Source organism: Rhodococcus sp. NPDC019647 (assembly GCF_044389235.1).
GTDB classification, from domain to species: Bacteria; Actinomycetota; Actinomycetes; order Mycobacteriales; family Mycobacteriaceae; genus Rhodococcus_F; species Rhodococcus_F oxybenzonivorans.
Window position 1 is genome coordinate 1 of the sequence record NZ_JBIRXS010000047.1, and the last position, 16,311, is coordinate 16,311.

The following is a 16,311-nucleotide window of genomic DNA, read 5'->3' on the forward strand; positions in this document are numbered from 1 at the left end:
GCCCACCACCTGATGCAGGGGCGATTGCACGATCCGACCCTGTCCCTCGCCGACATCGCCACCACTTTGGGCATGTCACGGCGGTATCTGTCCCAGATTTTCCGCGAACACGGCAGCACTCCCAACGCCTGGCTGATCCGGGCCCGCCTGGAACGGGGACGACGACTTCTGCTCACCACAGATGCGAGCGTCGCGGAGGTCTCCGACCGTGTCGGCTTCAAGGACGTCGCGCACTTCAGCCGGTCCTTCCGCACGCAATACGGGACCGGCCCCAGCCGGTATCGCGATCAGACCCCGCGGTGGACCCGGTCTGATCGCATCGATCGCCAAACCCAATCGCCGAACACCGGCTATTGATATCGGTCGCAGTCGGCGAATCTTCTCGATCAGCGGCTGCGGCGGTTCGACATCCGCACCGACTACGTGCTGGAGCAGGCCGGGGCCGTATCGACGTCGACAAGATCGCCACACATTTGGTAGGACATGTGCCGGGCGGCGGTGTCGATCCACTCCGGTGAGGTCAGCGGCCACGACGTCATCCGCATGATTTTCGCCCGCCGCGAACAACGCCGCCGGCCTGCTCGCGACGGCGACCCCTGAACGTACCCGGGCAGGATCAGCGGCCCGACCTGCGACGCACGGCGGGGTCACTGTCCGCCGGATAGTGCCGTAGCCCTTCGTCGGACCCCCTTGCGTATTTCGCGAGACCTGGTGGGGTGGGTGGCGGGGTCTCTGCGGGTCACTGTGAGTGTTTCGCTCGGCTGCTCGGGGCGGCGCGCGCCGTGCGGAACTCGAGTGGGGTCATGCCTGTTCGCTGCCGGAAGAAGCGGTTGAACGTGGTGGGTTCGTCGAATCCGACCGCACGCCCGACGGCTTGTACGGGGCGGGTGTCGTGGGCGAGGAGTCGTTTGGCTTCCAGCAGTGCACGTTGGTCGACCAGTTGCTTGACGGTCGATCCGGTGTTGCGCAGGGCGCAGCGGTTCAGCGTGCGGGAAGAGTAGCCGAGTTGGCGGGCGTAGTCGCTGGTGGTCCTTGTCGTGGCGTAGTCGCGGTCGATGGCAGCGGTCAGCGCGGTGAACAGGTCGTTACCGGCGTCGGGTTGCGGTGCGTTCTCGACGGGATCGGTAAGCGCGAGTTCGACGATGAGCAGGCTCAGCACTCGCCCCATGAGCTCTTCGTGCATCCGCCGGGGCAAGGTTCGGTCGGCGGCCGCGACCAGGTCGTCCAGGTAACGCCACGCCGGTGATTGGGCGGTTGCTGTTGCCGGCCAGAACGAGCGGGGGTCGCACAGTGCGCGGGCCTGCTCGTCGACACTGGTGGGTTCGAACAGCACTATGGTCGCGGCAACCTCGGCGGGCTGGGTCATGACGTCGTCGTCGAACCACTCCCACTCCTGGACTTGCCCGGCGCGTATCCACAGCACGTCACCGGGATGGAGGTGGTGGCCGACGAAGTCGACCGTGTGGTGCAGTGTGCCCCCGGTGACGGCTATCAGCAGCTCGAAGTGCACGCGTTGGGGCCGCAGGAACTCCTCGCGCGCGCGGAGGGCGCGGGCGCGCAGATCTGCCAGCGACAGCACTTCGATGGCTGGTCGAGTCGTTGGGTAGCCAACGTTCCAGATGCGCGTTTGTCCTGTTTTGTTCACCGCTCGACCTCATATCACCATGACATTCCGATAGAGGTGTCCAATACTAGAGGTTGTAGAGGAAAGAACGCCGGATCGGCGGCATCCACCTGACAAGTAATCAACCCTCCACGCGACGGGAACAGTGTTCCTCGTTCGTGGTGTAAGGAGTCTCGATGACCACCCCGACGCTCGCGCTCACCGGTTCCACCGGCCACCTTGGCGGCATGATCGCCCGGGAGCTGTCCACTCGAGGAGTGGCCATGCGGCTGCTCGCGCGCACACCTGAGCGGGCACCATCTCTACCTGGTGCGACGGTGGTCGCGAGCACCTATGCGAACAGCGACGACGTGCGAGCCGGGCTCGCCGGGGTCGACGTGTTATTCATGGTGTCCGGCGCGGAGAGCGCCGACCGACTCGACCAACACCGCGCGTTCATCGATGCGGCGGCGGCGGCCGGCGTGAGCCACATCGTCTACACATCCTTCAATGGCGCATCCCCCGACGCCACGTTTACACTCGCCCGCGACCACTGGGCCACCGAACAACACATCATCGCGCGTGGTCTGCCATACACGTTCCTGCGCAACAGCTTCTACGCCGACATACTCCCCGAACTGGCCGACGAGGACGGCGTGATCCGCGGACCGGCCGGTGATGGTCGCCTCGCACCGGTCACCCGCGCCGACGTGGCGCGTGTCGCCGCAACAGTGTTGACCGATCCCGCCGCTCATCGCGATGCGACGTACACCCTCACCGGGCATCGAGCCCTCACGCTGACCGAGGCCGCCGACATCATCAGCGAGACCACAGGCCGCGCGGTGACCTACCTCGACGAGACGATCGAGGAGGCGTACGAATCGCGCCGCCGCTGGGACGTTCCGCAGTGGCAGTACGACGCGTGGGTCTCGACCTACACCGCCATCGCCGCCGGCGAGTTCGCCCACGTCACCGACGACGTGGCGACAGTGACCGGCCGCGACGCGCAAAGCCTGCGCGAACACTTCCGCAACCGCTGATCCACTTCCCGCCGTCCCCGCCTGAGACCGATCTGCTCGCCACCGGCGCGCACAACTGGCAGTACGTGATACCCGAACGCACACCGCATGTCCTGATTTGTTCAGCATGTGACTACATATCTCCATGACACCGAGTTCACGGCGTCCGAAAATGGAAATTGCAACGCGCAGATGCGATGCGATGCGATTACAGGAAAAAGCCACTGCAAGCATGCTGTTCGCCCGCGACCCACCGTCGAACAGCAGATTCGGAGGGAACCATCACACCGGCCGCTACGCAATGACAACGACGACAGACTGCACGCGCGACAGGCACCGCCGCAGCAACTGGCCGTGATCGCATCACTCACCCTGAACCGGGTGCGGCTCATCGTCAGACCGGCGGTGCCGCACCCCATTCCGCCCAGGCGCAGTCCACCCAAGAGGCGAACCGGGCGCTCGTGCTGGAGTTCTATGACGGCTTCTTCAACCGGCACGACCCGGCTGCAGCGTCGGTCATCGCAGAGAACTACAAGCAACACAACCCCCAGGTGCCCGACGGTAAAGCCGCCTTCGTCGACCTTCTCACGGCCAACTTCGCGCAGAACCCCACCTCCAGGGCCACCGTGGTGCGCAGTGCCGTCGACGGAGACCTGGTGTACCTGCACGTTCACTCGACCAACGGTCCCAACGACTCCGGTCAAGCCATCGTCGACATCTTCCGAGTCGACAACGGGGCCATCGTCGAGCACTGGGACGTGATCCAGCCCGTACAGCAGACAGCAGCCAACTCCAACACCATGTTCTGAACCATTTCACATGGTGCAGAAACCGATCCCATCCACTCATCAGGAGAACCCATGACCACTCAGAAGCAGCAAGTCGTCGACCTCATCGCCTCGATCGCCTCGGGGGCACCCGAACCCGTCTCGATCATCAACGCCGACAAGTACATTCAGCACAACCTCGCCGCCGCCGACGGACTCGCCGGCTTCCGCGCCCTGCTCGACGTGGTGCCCAACGGGTCGAGCGTCAATACCGTGCGCGTGTTCCAGGACGGCGACTTCGTCGTGGCCCAATCGGAGTACAACCTCTTCGGACCCCAGGTCGGCTTCGACATCTTCCGGTTCGAAGACGGCAAGATCGTCGAGCACTGGGACAACCTGCAGGCCGTTACAGAACCCAACCCGAGCGGCCGCACCCTGATCGACGGTCCCACCGAGATCGTCGACGTGGACAAGACCGAAGCCAACAAGGCCGTCGCCGAGGGATTCGTACGCGACGTCCTCGTGGGCGGGAATCTGGACAAGGTCGATGACTACTGCGACGGTGATCGCTACCTCCAGCACCACCCTCTGATCGCTGACGGGGTATCCAACCTCAAGGCAGCGTTCCAGTCCTGGGCGGAAGCAGGCATCACCGCGAAGTACCACCACATCCACCATGTGCTCGGCGAAGGCAACTTCGTCCTCCTCGCCAGCGAGGGCGAATTCAACGGCGCCCCCACAGCGTTCTACGACCTGTTCCGCATCGAGAACGGCAAGGTCGCCGAGCACTGGGACATCGTCGAACCGATCCCGGCGCGCGAGGAATGGAAGAACACCAACGGCAAATTCTGACAAGCGGCCGCAGCCCGGCCGCACTCACAACGCGGCCGGGCCTGGCCCCCACCTCGCGGGACAACCGCGCCCCGGGTCGGGTGGTCCGCCGGCGGTGCTCGTCGGCATGACGATGGCGACGAGCACCACGTCACTGTGTTCATGGTCTCGACGCCCGAGAGCGTGGCCAGAGCCGAGGCGCACAAGTCGTTCGTCGACGCCACAGTGACGGCGGGGATGGACCGCCTCGTCTACACGTCTTTCGCCGCGCCGTCACCCGATGTGATTTTCGCCCTCCGTGCCCGGCTCCCAACCCCCGACCTGCGCCGCGCTGTGGTCACTGCGTGGTCCGAAGCTTCTCAAAGCGCCTTGCGGCTGAGAACTTGCGCGTCTCGGGGATTGGGCTGCCGTTCCCCGCCGCCGCCTTCTCTCGTCGCCATGCCAGATGACGGCGAAAGTACTGCGAAATTCGTATCCACCCCAACTATTGGGTGAGAATCACGGTCCGGTGAGGTAACCGCCATCGACCGGCAACGCGACACCGGTGATATATCCGGCCTTGTCCGAGAGCAGCCAGGCCACCGCGTCGCCGACTTCCTCGGGTTCGCCGAACCTCTTTATTGCCTGCGGCTCTATCAGCGCACGCGTGAAGTCTTCTGGAGACCCCTCGAGTAGAGGAGTGCGGATTGCGTTCGGGCACACGGCGTTGACGCGTACCCCTGATTCTCCATATTCCATCGCGGCGTTCTTGGTCATACCCAGCACAGCATGCTTGGTCGCGGTGTAGACGCCGATATTGCGCACCGCGACCAAGCCGGCAACGGAGGCGACGTTGACGATCGAGCCGCCGCCGTGCGCCGCCATATGTTGGATCTGCGCTCGCATCCCGAGGAACGTGCCTTTCAGGTTCACATCCGTGACGAGTTGGTAATCGCGGTCGCTCATCTCGGCGAATGGCTTGTGCACGGCAACACCGGCGTTATTCACCGCGAAATCCAGCGCCCCGTACGTGGCGATGCTGCTGTCGACCAGGGCGCTGCTTTCCTCGGCGGAGGTCACGTCGCACGCGCAGAAACTCGCGGTACCTCCCTTCGACTCGATGATCGCCACGGTCTCTTCCGCCCCCTCACGGGAGCGGTCAAGGTCGGACACGATGACCGAAGCACCTTCGGAGGCGAGGACCAGAGCGATACCTCGACCGATGCCACCGGCCGCGCCGGTGACTACACCGGCCCTACCTTCGAGCAACATCAATTGTGCCTTTCATTTCTCACCCGGGCCGGCATCGTCCGATATCCACGCACATGCAGCCACACCGAGCTCACGGAATCGCCAAAGTCAACTCTGAACTTTTCGATATCACGCCGAAATTGCCTGGGGGTCAATATATGTGTCACCACGTGGTCAAGTCTCGTGGGGTGACACCGATTTTGGCGCAGTGATCGTTGTAGCGCTGGAGAAGCGTTTGCCAGTTGTCGTATCCGATTCGGTTGCCCGCGTCGTCAACGAATTCGAGTGATCCCTGGATCACCGCGAAGATGATGGTCGGCTCGTCCCCGACCATGCTCGGGGCGTGGGTGGATCCGGCGGCCTCGACCACGGAGTCGCCGGGGCCGGCAACCCACCCTTCGTTGTAGGTCCATTTCCCCTGGATCACGTAGACGATCACGGTCCCGGGGTGGAAATGCTTGGTCAGAGTCTGGCCCGGGGGCGTCTTGATGAAGACGATCATCTCGCCGTTGGACGGGTTCAGTTTGACGAGCTTGAGCTCGGAGCCGCTGGCCTCGTCCCAGGGTACCCAGACGTTGCCCTCGTCCGGGATGTAGCTGGCGAACGCCTGGTAAGTAGTTTCAGCTGCGGTCATGATTGCTCCTCTGGATCTGAGTCACGGCCACTCTGGTCCGGACTCGTGGTTGAGTTTGGCGCTGCGAGGTCCGACGATTTCGGACCTCGGCGTCGGTTATCGGGCGTTCGCGCCGCAATCGACGAGTGTTTTGATGCCACGGACGTCTCCCGAGGCCATCCCCTGCAAGATCTGTGGCGCCTGCATGAGGGGGACGACATCGTCTGTGAACGGCTTCAAATTCAACCGTCCGGTGTGGACGAGGTCGATCAGCTCCCGGTGGCAGTCGTTGTATCCGACGCTGGTGACGATGCTGACCTCGTTGTTGATGAGAGACATCGCGTCGAACTCGAGGCGGGCGGTCAGCCCCAGCAGGACGATCCGGCCACCGGCGCGGGTGGCTTCGAGCGCGGTGTCGAAGCTGGCCTGCGCCCCGACCACTTCGAACGCGACGTCGACGCCTGTCCCGCCGGCGAGTCGTCGAACGTCCGCGGCCGTATCCGACTGTGCCATCGGGTCCATGACGCTGGTGGCCCCCGATGACAGCGCCTTGCCGCGGCGGTCGGCGATGGGATCGACACCGATGATCGGGTCGATACCGCGCAGCGCCAGCAGCGCCGTAATGAGCAACCCCACCGGGCCCAGTCCGATGACGGCGGCGCTGTCGCCTTTGACCAGGCCCGAGCGCCGGACCGCATGCAAGGCCACGGCGGCCGGTTCGAGGATCGCTGCCTGGGCGAGGTCGAAACCATTCGGCAGTCGGTGCACCATGTACGCCGGGACAACCGCCTGCTCGGCCATACCGCCGTCCCCCATCAGACCCGCAAACCCGAATCCACGACACAAGTGGTAGCGGTCCGCGCGGCACGCCTCGCAGTCGCCACATCGGTAGCTCGGCTCGATCACGACCGGGTCGCCGACGTCCAGGCCCGGAACACCGGATCCGATCTCTGTCACCGTTCCGGAGAACTCGTGACCGAGTGTGAGCGGAGCGGTGGCGCCGGACAGCAGATGCGGAACGTGGGTGGGGATCGCGTGCGGACCGTCGTGGATCTCGTGCACATCACTCCCGCACGCCCCACAGTAGGCGCAGCGGATCAGCACCTCGCCGGGCCCGGGTGAAGCAATCGACACCGATTCCAGGCGCACATCTCCCGCGCCGTGCCATCGCACAGCCATTGCCGAGTTCGTCATGCTGCCGCCAAGACTTTCGACGGTGCCGTTTCCTTCAGTACGAAGCTGAGCAGCACAACCACGAGGGCAGCACCGGAGGAAATCAACATACAGATCTGAAGCCCGAAGGCATCGGAAAGTATGCCGGCCACCCAGGGGGCGATGAACCCGCCGACGATCTCGCCGGTGCCCATGATCAGCCCGAGGCACGTCGCAACCAAGTGTCGAGGAACAGTTTCGGCCGGAATCGTCGCCATCATCAACGTGAAGCACCCCGTGCCGGTGTAGGTGACGATCAGGGCCGCGAAAAGCCAACCCGGGGAGTCGATAACGATGATCAGTAGAGGTGCGATTGCCGCCACGACGGTGAATCCGATCATCGTGGGTTTGCGTCCGATCCGGTCGGAGATGCCAGGGACCAGGGCGCCCCACACGATCCAGGCGATTCCAATACCGGTGAGCGCGAAGCTCAACTCCGCACCGCTGAAGCCCTTCGCGTCGGTCAGATACAACGGCGTGAATGTTTGTGTGGTGGTGAACCATGTCAGGTAGAACACTGCCGCCAACAAGCACACAACCATATTTCGGGTACGCAGTGCATCGGCGAGGTTCATCGTGGAATCGCTGGGCCCGTGCGCGAGATGTTCGCTCGCCGCATCTTGGGCGAGGGTGGCCGGGTGCCGCAGGCGTAGCTCGCGAACGAACTTGAGCACCAGGAGTGCCACGATGACGCCGGGCACGACAGTGGCGACGAAAGCGATGCGCCAGCCGTATGCCTCGGCGAGAGAGACCGTGACGATCGGGCCCACGATCCCGCCGAGCAGTCCTGCAGACGAGCCTTGGACGAGGCCCATGTTCAAGCCGCGCCGCCGCGGGGTCGAGGAGTAGATCACCATCGGTTGCACGAGCGGCAGCACTGCCCCCTCCGCAGCGCCCATCAAGGCACGCAACAGCAGCAGACTGGCCAGGCCACCGACCAGACCCGACAGTGCGGAGAACAGCGTGAACAGGACGACGGCGGCGATGAGTAGTGGCTTGCGCCGATCCGCGCGATCGGACAGAAATCCTATGGTGATACCCGCCAACGCCCAGGTCAGCGCAGGCAACCCTCCGAGCAAACCGATCTGTGAGTTCGAAAGCCCCAGCTCATCCTTGAAGTATGGGCTGAGATAGTTCAGGGCGAGCCGATCGAAGAAGACAAATCCGAAGGTCGCGAACATGACGGCGGTCAGCACGTTCTGGTACGCGCCCCCCAATGCGGGAGGCGTGTACTCGGCGCGGGTCGCCTGCGGCGGGGAACCCAAAGTAGTCATGACGATTTCGTTTTCTCTGCAGCCGGTCAGCGGATCAGCGTGTCGACGTAAGCGGCACCGATGCCGGCCTTGTCGTAGTACTCGCGGCAACGGGCGAGGTAGTCATGGACATCGAACAAGCCGGTGCTGTTGCCGTCTTCATCGAGCCAGATGATGGGGCCCTTGACGACGAAGAATGCACGCATCGGCTCCGTGTCCTCGTAGGCCACCAGCGTGTGGGCCTCGCCTGGCGTCTCGTACACGAACGATCCGGCTGTCGCGGTCCACGGCTGTTCGAGATATCCCCACTTACCCGAAATGGTGTAACCGATCACCTCGTGTGGGTGATAGTGCCGATTGACCAGTCCGGCTTCTTTCGCCCACACGATATCGGCCCACCGGTTCGAACTCGGCGAAATCCACAACGGCCGCGACAGCATCGTCGGACTGAGCGGAACGTAGAACCGTTCGTCCTCCTCGGGCGCGAACTGGTGAAACACCTCCGGCTGAGCATCCGGCTTGAGCGCATTGACGATGGGCTTGAGTTCCGACCAGAACTCGGTGGTCGCAGATTCAGGCATGAAAGGCTCCTCGAACTTGGTGGCGGCCATCACAGTGGGCGCCGATGTGATGAGTCAAGACGACGCCAACCGACCCGTCTTGCACATTCCGGACGAGTAGGACCGCCAATTTCGGACATGGGGTGTTCTTTGACGCCCGGGTGCGCAGAGGACATAATGCTTCGAATGTGACGCACATCTCGTTCGATGAGCGACCAGTGGCAGTAGGAGAAACCCAGTGCCCTCACGAGTGAGTGCAGTCTCGACCGAAAGTGTCGACCCAGCGAGCCGTCTGGCGTACTGGGAGGACTACAACTCCCGCGAGCTGGTCGGTTTCCGATGCTCCACCTACCGTGACGATGGCCTACGGGCCAAAGAGAAGAATCTTGACCTCGGCGGTCCACGGCTGGCCTCGATCGAAGGCAATCCTCATGTGGTCGACCGATCCGTGCAACAAGTGAAAACGTCGCCGACGGATTCCATCTTCGTCACCGTCCTGACCAAGGGCACGGCGTTTTTCCATCACGACCGCGGGCTGTTGATTCTCAAAGCCGGCGACGCGATCGTGTACGAAGCAGGAAAGCCGTACCTGTTCGGCTTCGACACCGACATGCGGCAGCTGCTGATCGACCTGCCCCGCGGCAACGATCACACGGTGCCCGACCAACCTCTTCTCATCCGCGCGGGCACAGGTGCAGAATCCGCCCGAGTGCAGGCGCTCACCGTCCTCGCAGACGAGCTGCTGGCGGAGATCACCGAGCCCGAAGAATCAAGCGAAGATCTCATCACCACGGCTCTCTCCCTGTTCCAACGCACCGAAACAACGTCCGCGGCGTTGCGCCGGACCGTCAAGGCGCTCATCGACACTAGGCTCACCGACCCTGACCTGAACGCGGAACTGGTCGCACGCAGCGTCGGGATATCACTTCGGCACCTCAACCGCGCCTTCGACGAAGAGCGAACGACAGTCTCGAGGTACATTCACGGCCAACGACTCGAAATGGCCCGCGCAGAACTGACCGCATCCGATGTCCCGAGAATCGCCGATCTCGCCGCCAAATGGGGCTTTTCGTCACAACCGCACTTCACCCGCGCTTTTCGGCGCCGGTACGAGATGACTCCGTCCGAAATGCGCGCGCTCAGCGTCGACATCAACGCCGTCGAGGGTGAAATGGCGCGCACCTCGACACCGATGGACGAGCCTCACGCAGCAACGAACGCCCCGTCCGGCGGTAGCTCGTAACTTCGCTTAGTGGGCCGTTGCGCCACCGTTTGATCGCGAGCTGCCCCGGCCAGGACCGCGAGGGGCGACGTCCTGGTGATCACCCGGCTCGGACGGTCGGTGCTGCATCTGGTCACCCTCGGCGCCGAACTCCGTGAGCGCGGCATCGGCCTGAAGGTGCTCGAGCAGGGCATCGACACCGCCGAATGCCAGCAGAACCGGACCACCACTCGACGCGTGCCGCGGCAGCCGTCCCCCGGCACGCCCGACCACGGTCACGGCACCCCGCGCGGACAGTCGCTCGCCACCTTGCGAACCGAGGCGGATGGGACACATCGAACGCCTCGATCGGTGCATCAGTCGCGAGTGATGGCGGCGCTGTCGCGAACGTTGACTTCTCGTAGGGCAATATCGGTTGGGTCGGAGACCTCGAATCTCGTTCTCAGAGTCGAGCAATAGTAGGTTCGCACGAACTCATTGCTCACATGGCGGAAAAGCGATCTCCTGCAGGGCATCCCGCATTACGGCCCTGACTTTTTCAGGAATGCGATCGAAGTAGGTGACGTGCACGGCATCGACACGGATCTTCGCCTCGCCGAGGAGGCGTCGCCCCTCATCGGTGGCGCCGATCAGCTTGTTGCGTCGATCCGAGGGGTCGAGTGTCCGGACGACCAGGCCGCGCTCTTCGAGTTCGTCCACCAGTCCGACGATCTGACTGGGGTCGAGACCCATGGTGGCGGCCACCCTGCGCTGATTGACACCCTCCGCGCGCTCGCAGGCCAGGACGAGAACCGAGTACGAGCGCACCCGGAGTCCGACCGGGACGAGCGCCTTGTTCACCGCCCCCAGCACCATGCCGCCAACGCGCGAGAGCAGGAATCCCATGTCGTCTGACAATGCCTGCGACTGGCCCATGCGAACCCCTTCCGAACAAAGTTCTCAGCAGCGTAGCAAACCTCAATGATTGACTTTCTCAATCATAGATGATTTCGTGTGATTCAGCGGACACCACCCTTTAGGAGAATCGACATGGACCTCAGCAACAAAGTCGCCGTCGTCACCGGCAGCGGACAGGGCCTCGGGCTGGCCTACGCCAAGGACCTGGCCCGCCACGGCGCCGCCGTCGTGATCAACGACGTCAACCAGGCCACCGCCGACGCCGCCGTCGCCGAGATCACCGCCGCGGGCGGGCGGGCTGTCGCCGTCGTCGCCCCGGTCGGGCCGACCGAGACCGCCCAGAAGCTCGTCGCCGGCGCGGTCGAGGCATTCGGACGCCTCGACGTCATGGTCACCAACGCCGGCATCCTGCGCGACAAAGTGCTGTGGAAGATGACCGACGACGACTTCGACGCCGTGATCACTGTGCACCTGCGCGGCACCTTCAGCTGCGTCCGCGAAGCGGTCCTGCGCTTCCGCGAACAGGGCGACGGCGGTCGCATCATCGCCATCGGCTCCCCCGCCGGCCAACGCGGCAACTTCGGGCAAACCAACTACTCCGGTGCCAAAGCGGGCATCGTCGGCATGGTCCGCACCTGGGCGCTCGAACTGCAGCGCGCCGGAATCACCGCCAACGCCGTCTGCCCCGTCGCGGTCACCGCGATGACCGAGACCGTCCCGCTCTTCGCCCCCCACATCGAGGAGTCGAAGCGGACCGGTGTGCTGCCCGAGATCCTCCGCCGCAAGGTCGGCATGGGAACGCCCGGGGACGCCGCGGGCCTGATCAGCTTCCTGGCCAGCGATGCCGCCGCCGACATCACCGGACAGGCCTTCTCCGTGGGCGGTGACCGCCTCGCACTGTGGTCACACCCCGAACTCACCGCGGTCGAATACTCGGACGGCGGTTGGTCGGCCGACGACATCGCCGCCCAGTGGGCGGGAACGTTCGGCGACGCCGTCGAGACCGTCGGCGAAGAATTCCCCGAGGAGCTGATGGCGAAATGAGCCGCTACGAGTACGGCATCGACTTCGACACGATCGACGCCCTCGACATCCACACCCACGTCGAGATCGACGGGTGCGGGCACCGGTCCCTCGACGACGAGCTGATGGCCGCCTCCGAGAAGTACTTCAAGTCCGGGGAGGAGCGCACCCCGTCGATCGACTCGATCGCCGAGCACTACCGCTCCCGCAACATGGCCGCGGTCGTGTTCACCGTCGACGCCGCCTCGGCCACCGGACACGCCGCGAACTCGGTCGAGGAGATCGCCGAGGGCGCCGCCCGCCACAACGACGTCCTGATCCCGTTCGGCTCCGTCGACCCCTGGCAGGGCAAGGCCGCCGTGCGGCGCGTGCACCGACTCGTCGACGACTACGGTGTCAAGGGATTCAAATTCCACCCCAGCATGCAGGGCTTCGAACCCAACGACCGGCAGTTCTACCCGCTCTATGAGGCCATCACCGAGGCCGGGGTCCCCACCCTGTTCCACACCGGACAGACCGGGATCGGCGCCGGCCTACCCGGCGGGCACGGCATCAAACTGCGCTACTCCGACCCGATGCTCCTCGACGACGTGGCCGCCGACTTCCCCGACCTCACCATGATCATGGCCCACCCGGCCGTGCCGTGGGTGGACGCGCAGATCTCCATCGCCACCCACAAGGCCAACGTCTACATCGACCTGTCCGGGTGGTCACCGAAATACTTCCCGCCGCAGCTGGTCAAGGCCGCCAACTCGATGCTGCGGAACAAGGTGCTCTTCGGCTCCGACTTCCCCGTCATCCAGGTCGACCGCTGGATGAAGGACTTCGCGAACCTCGACATCAAACCCGAGGTCACGCCCCTGATCTTCAAGCAGAACGCGCTGCGCGTTCTCGGCATCAAGCACTGACCCGGCTCTCACCCGAAACCACCAGGAGACTTCTCATGACCACCGCCACCACCACCCGGGTCGCCACCCTCGCCGACCTCGCCGCCCTCGAGGGCACACCGCTGGGCACCAGCTCGTGGATCGACATCCCCCAGCAACGAATCAACACCTTCGCCGACGCCACCGACGACCACCAGTGGATCCACGTCGACCCCGAACGCGCCAATGCCGAAAGCCCCTTCGGCGGTCCCATCGCGCACGGCTACCTCACGCTGTCGCTGATCATCCCCATGTGGGACGAGATCCTCACCGTCGACAGCGTCACCATGGCCGTCAACTACGGCCTCAACAAGGTCCGATTCACCAACCCCGTGCCCGCCGAAGGGCGCGTCCGACTCAGCGCCACACTGAATTCCGTCGAACCCCTCCCCAAGGGCGGCGTCCAGGTCACCATCGACGGGAAGATCGAACTCGAAGGCAGCGAGCGCCCCGCCGTGGTCGTCGAGGCCGTGTACCGCTTCTTCGAATAAGCCATATCCCCGGCCTTCACGAGTCCTTCGCGCGATGCCGGCGCGGGGGGTTCGTGAGGCCGGCGACGTCGGCCGGGCGGGGGTTCGTGTGGTGGCAGCGGTCCATGCAGTTTCCGGCTTGTGCGGTTGCTCCCGACTGGTCTCTACCTGTGCCTCCGAACGAATCCGCGACGTGTCGAGGGGTCATGTCGCACAACCCTTCTCAGGAACCACCACAGCGCGACCGGCCCGACTCTGTTCCTTCCGAAAGCGATCCATCCCAAATGCCTGATCACTCGCACCACCGCGTCACCCCGGGCTGGCAACACCGCGGCTCCTGCCGTGGCGCTGACATCGAGATGTTCTTCTCCCCCGACGGTGAACGCCGCAGCGCCCGCGCCCAGCGCGAGCGTGCCGCCAAACAGATCTGCCAGGCCTGCCCCGTGCTCGCCGAATGCCGCGCCCACGCCCTCACTGCCACTGAGGCCTACGGCATCTGGGGTGGCATGTCCGAAACCGAACGCACCCGCCACACCCGACGTACTCGCGTCACCGCCCGCCACTGCAACATCACAACCGCCGGGCGGGCAACACACCATCACCGCTTCACGCGCTCGCGCACGTGACGAACATGTGCGTGGTGAAGAGGTATCCCGACCGCAGTACGCCGCCACCGGGCATCCCCTTCGTGGATCGGCATCCCACAGCAGCGGACCAACACCTTCGCCGATGCCACCGAACGATCACCAGCGGATCCAGATCGACCCGAACACACCGAAGCCGGGTGTTTGGGTGGCCGATCCTCGCCATGGCCGTCATGCACCACGCTGCGCAAAGCGGATAGCACCACGCCCCCACACAGTGGGCTGACCAGTGATTATCGCCCTCTTCCCGGGGCGGGAGCGTTGCGCATAGCGGATTGACGATTCCCAGTGAGCTGACTCACAATTTATGCAAGGAATCCTGATAGTTGAGAAGCGCGACTGTCCCACGGTCCCGCGCACGACGCGACCACGTCGAGGTGGTCGCCCGAATAAGGAGCAGCCAAGAATGACCCGAACCCTCCCCCCCGGTCTGTCCGAGGAACAATTCGACGCGGCGCTCGCGCGTTTCCGTGACGTGGTCGGCGACAAATGGGTGCTGTCCTCTGCCGATGAACTCGCAGGCTTTCGGGACCCGTATCCGGTGGGCGCAGCCGAAGCGTACGTGCCTTCGGCGGTGGTATCGCCGGAATCGACCGAGCAGGTCCAGGCGATCGTCCGGATTGCCAACGAGTACGGAATTCCGTTGTCGCCGGTGTCAACCGGGAAGAACAACGGCTACGGTGGCGCTTCGCCGCGCTTGTCGGGTTCGGTGATCGTCAAGACCGGTGAGCGGATGAACAAGATCCTCGAGGTCAACGAGAAGTACGCCTACGCGCTGCTCGAGCCCGGGGTCACCTACTTCGATCTGTACGAGTACCTCGAGAGCAACAACCTGAACCTGATGCTCGACTGTCCGGACCTCGGCTGGGGCAGCGTCGTCGGCAACGCCCTGGACCGCGGTGTCGGCTACACCCCGTACGGCGACCACTTCATGTGGCAGACCGGACTGGAAGTGGTTCTGCCGCAGGGTGATGTGATGCGCACCGGGATGGGCGCCCTGCCCGGCAGTGATACCTGGCAGCTGTTCCCGTACGGCTTCGGGCCGAGCCCGGACGGCATGTTCACCCAGTCCAACCTGGGCATCGTCACCAAGATGGGTATCGCGCTGATGCCCAAACCGCCGGCGTCGCAGTCGTTCCTGATCACCTTCGACAAGGAAGAGGATCTCGAGCAGATCGTTGACATCATGTTGCCGCTGCGCATCAACATGGCTCCGCTGCAGAACGTGCCGGTACTACGCAACATCTTCATGGACGCCGCCGCGGTGTCCAAGCGTTCGGAGTGGTTCGACGGTGACGGGCCGATGCCGGCCGAGGCGATCGAGAAGATGAAGCAGGACCTCAACCTCGGGTACTGGAACTTCTACGGCACCCTCTACGGTCCGCCGCCGATGATCGAGATGTACTACACGATGATCAAGGAAGCCTTCGGGCAGATCCCCGGCGCCCGGTTCTACACCCACACCGAGCGCGACGACCGCGGCGGCCACGTGTTGCAGGACCGGCACAAGATCAACAACGGCATCCCCAGCCTGGACGAGCTGCAGCTGCTCGACTGGGTTCCCAACGGCGGTCACATCTGCTTCTCCCCGGTCTCGGCCCCGGACGGCAGGGAGGCGATGAAGCAGTTCGAGATGGTCCGCGACCGCGCGAACGAGTACAGCAAGGACTACGCCGCCCAGTTCATCGTCGGCCTACGCGAGATGCACCACGTGTGCTTGTTCGTTTACGACACCTCCATCCCGGACGTGCGTGAGGAAGCCCTGCAGATGACGAAGGTCCTCGTCCGTGAGGCCGCCGAGGAGGGATACGGCGAATACCGCACGCACAACGCTCTGATGGACGACGTCATGGCCACGTTCAACTGGGGTGACGGCGCCCTGCTCAAGTTCCACGAGAAGGTCAAGGACGCCCTCGACCCCAACGGCATCATCGCCCCCGGTAAGTCGGGTGTGTGGCCGCAACGGTTCCGTGGTCAGAACCTCTGACAGCCGCATGGTCCGGTGCGGCGGCCGGCATACCGGCCGCCGCACCGGGTTTCC

At 64.3% G+C, this 16,311-nt stretch carries 17 protein-coding genes and 1 pseudogene; 10 read left to right on the forward strand and 8 right to left on the reverse strand.

The window, feature by feature from the left end:
* Positions 1 to 357 (forward strand): helix-turn-helix transcriptional regulator (locus ACH49N_RS37050; protein ID WP_358278172.1); only part of this gene is annotated, 357 nt, incomplete at its 5' end.
* Positions 358 to 739: 382 nt separating this feature from the next.
* On the opposite strand, the gene ACH49N_RS37055 is transcribed toward ACH49N_RS37050, so the two are convergent.
* Entirely contained in the window at positions 740 to 1,645 is a 906-nt protein-coding gene (locus ACH49N_RS37055; RefSeq protein WP_358278170.1) for a helix-turn-helix domain-containing protein, read from the reverse strand.
* 155 nt (positions 1,646 to 1,800) lie between these two features.
* Between ACH49N_RS37055 and ACH49N_RS37060 the strand changes: the two genes are divergently transcribed.
* The 3 genes from ACH49N_RS37060 (at position 1,801) to ACH49N_RS37070 (ending at position 4,241) form a co-directional block, all read left to right on the forward strand.
* Positions 1,801 to 2,643 carry an SDR family oxidoreductase gene (locus tag ACH49N_RS37060; RefSeq protein ID WP_358278168.1) on the forward strand — a complete coding sequence of 281 codons (843 nt, stop codon included), beginning with the start codon at positions 1,801 to 1,803 and terminating at the stop codon, positions 2,641 to 2,643.
* 440 nt (positions 2,644 to 3,083) lie between these two features.
* Entirely contained in the window at positions 3,084 to 3,431 is a 348-nt protein-coding gene (locus tag ACH49N_RS37065) for a nuclear transport factor 2 family protein (RefSeq protein WP_358278166.1), read from the forward strand.
* A gap of 51 nt (positions 3,432 to 3,482) precedes the next feature.
* Positions 3,483 to 4,241 (forward strand): nuclear transport factor 2 family protein, encoded by a 759-nt coding sequence (locus ACH49N_RS37070; protein ID WP_358278164.1) that lies wholly within the window; start codon positions 3,483 to 3,485, stop codon positions 4,239 to 4,241.
* Between the two features lie 477 nt (positions 4,242 to 4,718).
* On the opposite strand, the gene ACH49N_RS37075 is transcribed toward ACH49N_RS37070, so the two are convergent.
* The 5 genes from ACH49N_RS37075 to ACH49N_RS37095 all read right to left on the reverse strand — a co-directional run bounded on the left by ACH49N_RS37075 (position 4,719) and on the right by ACH49N_RS37095 (position 9,109).
* On the reverse strand, positions 4,719 to 5,471 hold the full coding sequence (locus ACH49N_RS37075) for a glucose 1-dehydrogenase (protein WP_358278162.1): 753 nt from the start codon (positions 5,469 to 5,471) through the stop codon (positions 4,719 to 4,721).
* A gap of 142 nt (positions 5,472 to 5,613) precedes the next feature.
* Positions 5,614 to 6,084: a 2,4'-dihydroxyacetophenone dioxygenase family protein gene (locus ACH49N_RS37080; protein ID WP_358278160.1), complete on the reverse strand. Its 471-nt coding sequence runs from the start codon at positions 6,082 to 6,084 to the stop codon at positions 5,614 to 5,616.
* A 96-nt stretch (positions 6,085 to 6,180) separates the two neighbouring features.
* Positions 6,181 to 7,257, reverse strand: a complete 1,077-nt coding sequence (locus ACH49N_RS37085) for a 2,3-butanediol dehydrogenase (protein WP_358278158.1) — start codon at positions 7,255 to 7,257, stop codon at positions 6,181 to 6,183.
* Positions 7,254 to 8,549 carry an MFS transporter gene (locus ACH49N_RS37090; RefSeq protein ID WP_358278156.1) on the reverse strand — a complete coding sequence of 432 codons (1,296 nt, stop codon included), beginning with the start codon at positions 8,547 to 8,549 and terminating at the stop codon, positions 7,254 to 7,256. The genes ACH49N_RS37085 and ACH49N_RS37090 overlap by 4 nt, the downstream gene beginning before the upstream one ends.
* A 26-nt stretch (positions 8,550 to 8,575) precedes the next feature.
* Positions 8,576 to 9,109, reverse strand: a complete 534-nt coding sequence (locus ACH49N_RS37095; protein ID WP_358278154.1) for a 2,4'-dihydroxyacetophenone dioxygenase family protein — start codon at positions 9,107 to 9,109, stop codon at positions 8,576 to 8,578.
* Positions 9,110 to 9,326: 217 nt separating this feature from the next.
* Between ACH49N_RS37095 and ACH49N_RS37100 the strand changes: the two genes are divergently transcribed.
* Positions 9,327 to 10,331: a helix-turn-helix domain-containing protein gene (locus ACH49N_RS37100; protein WP_358278152.1), complete on the forward strand. Its 1,005-nt coding sequence runs from the start codon at positions 9,327 to 9,329 to the stop codon at positions 10,329 to 10,331.
* A 126-nt stretch (positions 10,332 to 10,457) separates the two neighbouring features.
* On the opposite strand, the pseudogene ACH49N_RS37105 reads toward ACH49N_RS37100, so the two are convergent.
* Positions 10,458 to 10,613: pseudogene (locus ACH49N_RS37105) on the reverse strand (IclR family transcriptional regulator); the annotation flags it as partial.
* A gap of 171 nt (positions 10,614 to 10,784) precedes the next feature.
* Entirely contained in the window at positions 10,785 to 11,225 is a 441-nt protein-coding gene (gene couR / locus ACH49N_RS37110; RefSeq protein ID WP_358278150.1) for a MarR family transcriptional repressor CouR, read from the reverse strand.
* A gap of 114 nt (positions 11,226 to 11,339) precedes the next feature.
* Between couR and couN the strand changes: the two genes are divergently transcribed.
* From couN to ACH49N_RS37135, 5 genes are all read left to right on the forward strand, one after another.
* Positions 11,340 to 12,251 carry a 4-hydroxyphenyl-beta-hydroxyacyl-CoA dehydrogenase gene (couN, locus tag ACH49N_RS37115; protein WP_358278148.1) on the forward strand — a complete coding sequence of 304 codons (912 nt, stop codon included), beginning with the start codon at positions 11,340 to 11,342 and terminating at the stop codon, positions 12,249 to 12,251.
* Positions 12,248 to 13,138, forward strand: a complete 891-nt coding sequence (gene couO / locus ACH49N_RS37120) for a 4-hydroxyphenyl-beta-ketoacyl-CoA hydrolase (RefSeq protein WP_358278146.1) — start codon at positions 12,248 to 12,250, stop codon at positions 13,136 to 13,138. The genes couN and couO overlap by 4 nt, the downstream gene beginning before the upstream one ends.
* 35 nt (positions 13,139 to 13,173) lie before the next feature.
* Positions 13,174 to 13,647 (forward strand): p-hydroxycinnamoyl-CoA hydratase, encoded by a 474-nt coding sequence (gene couM, locus ACH49N_RS37125; RefSeq protein WP_358278144.1) that lies wholly within the window; start codon positions 13,174 to 13,176, stop codon positions 13,645 to 13,647.
* Positions 13,648 to 13,910: 263 nt separating this feature from the next.
* Positions 13,911 to 14,252, forward strand: coding sequence for a WhiB family transcriptional regulator (locus ACH49N_RS37130; protein ID WP_358278142.1), 342 nt, complete (start codon positions 13,911 to 13,913; stop codon positions 14,250 to 14,252).
* 424 nt (positions 14,253 to 14,676) lie between these two features.
* A complete protein-coding gene (locus tag ACH49N_RS37135) occupies positions 14,677 to 16,257 on the forward strand; it encodes an FAD-binding oxidoreductase (RefSeq protein WP_358278140.1) in 1,581 nt (526 codons plus the stop codon).
* The last annotated feature ends 54 nt before the right edge of the window (positions 16,258 to 16,311 follow it).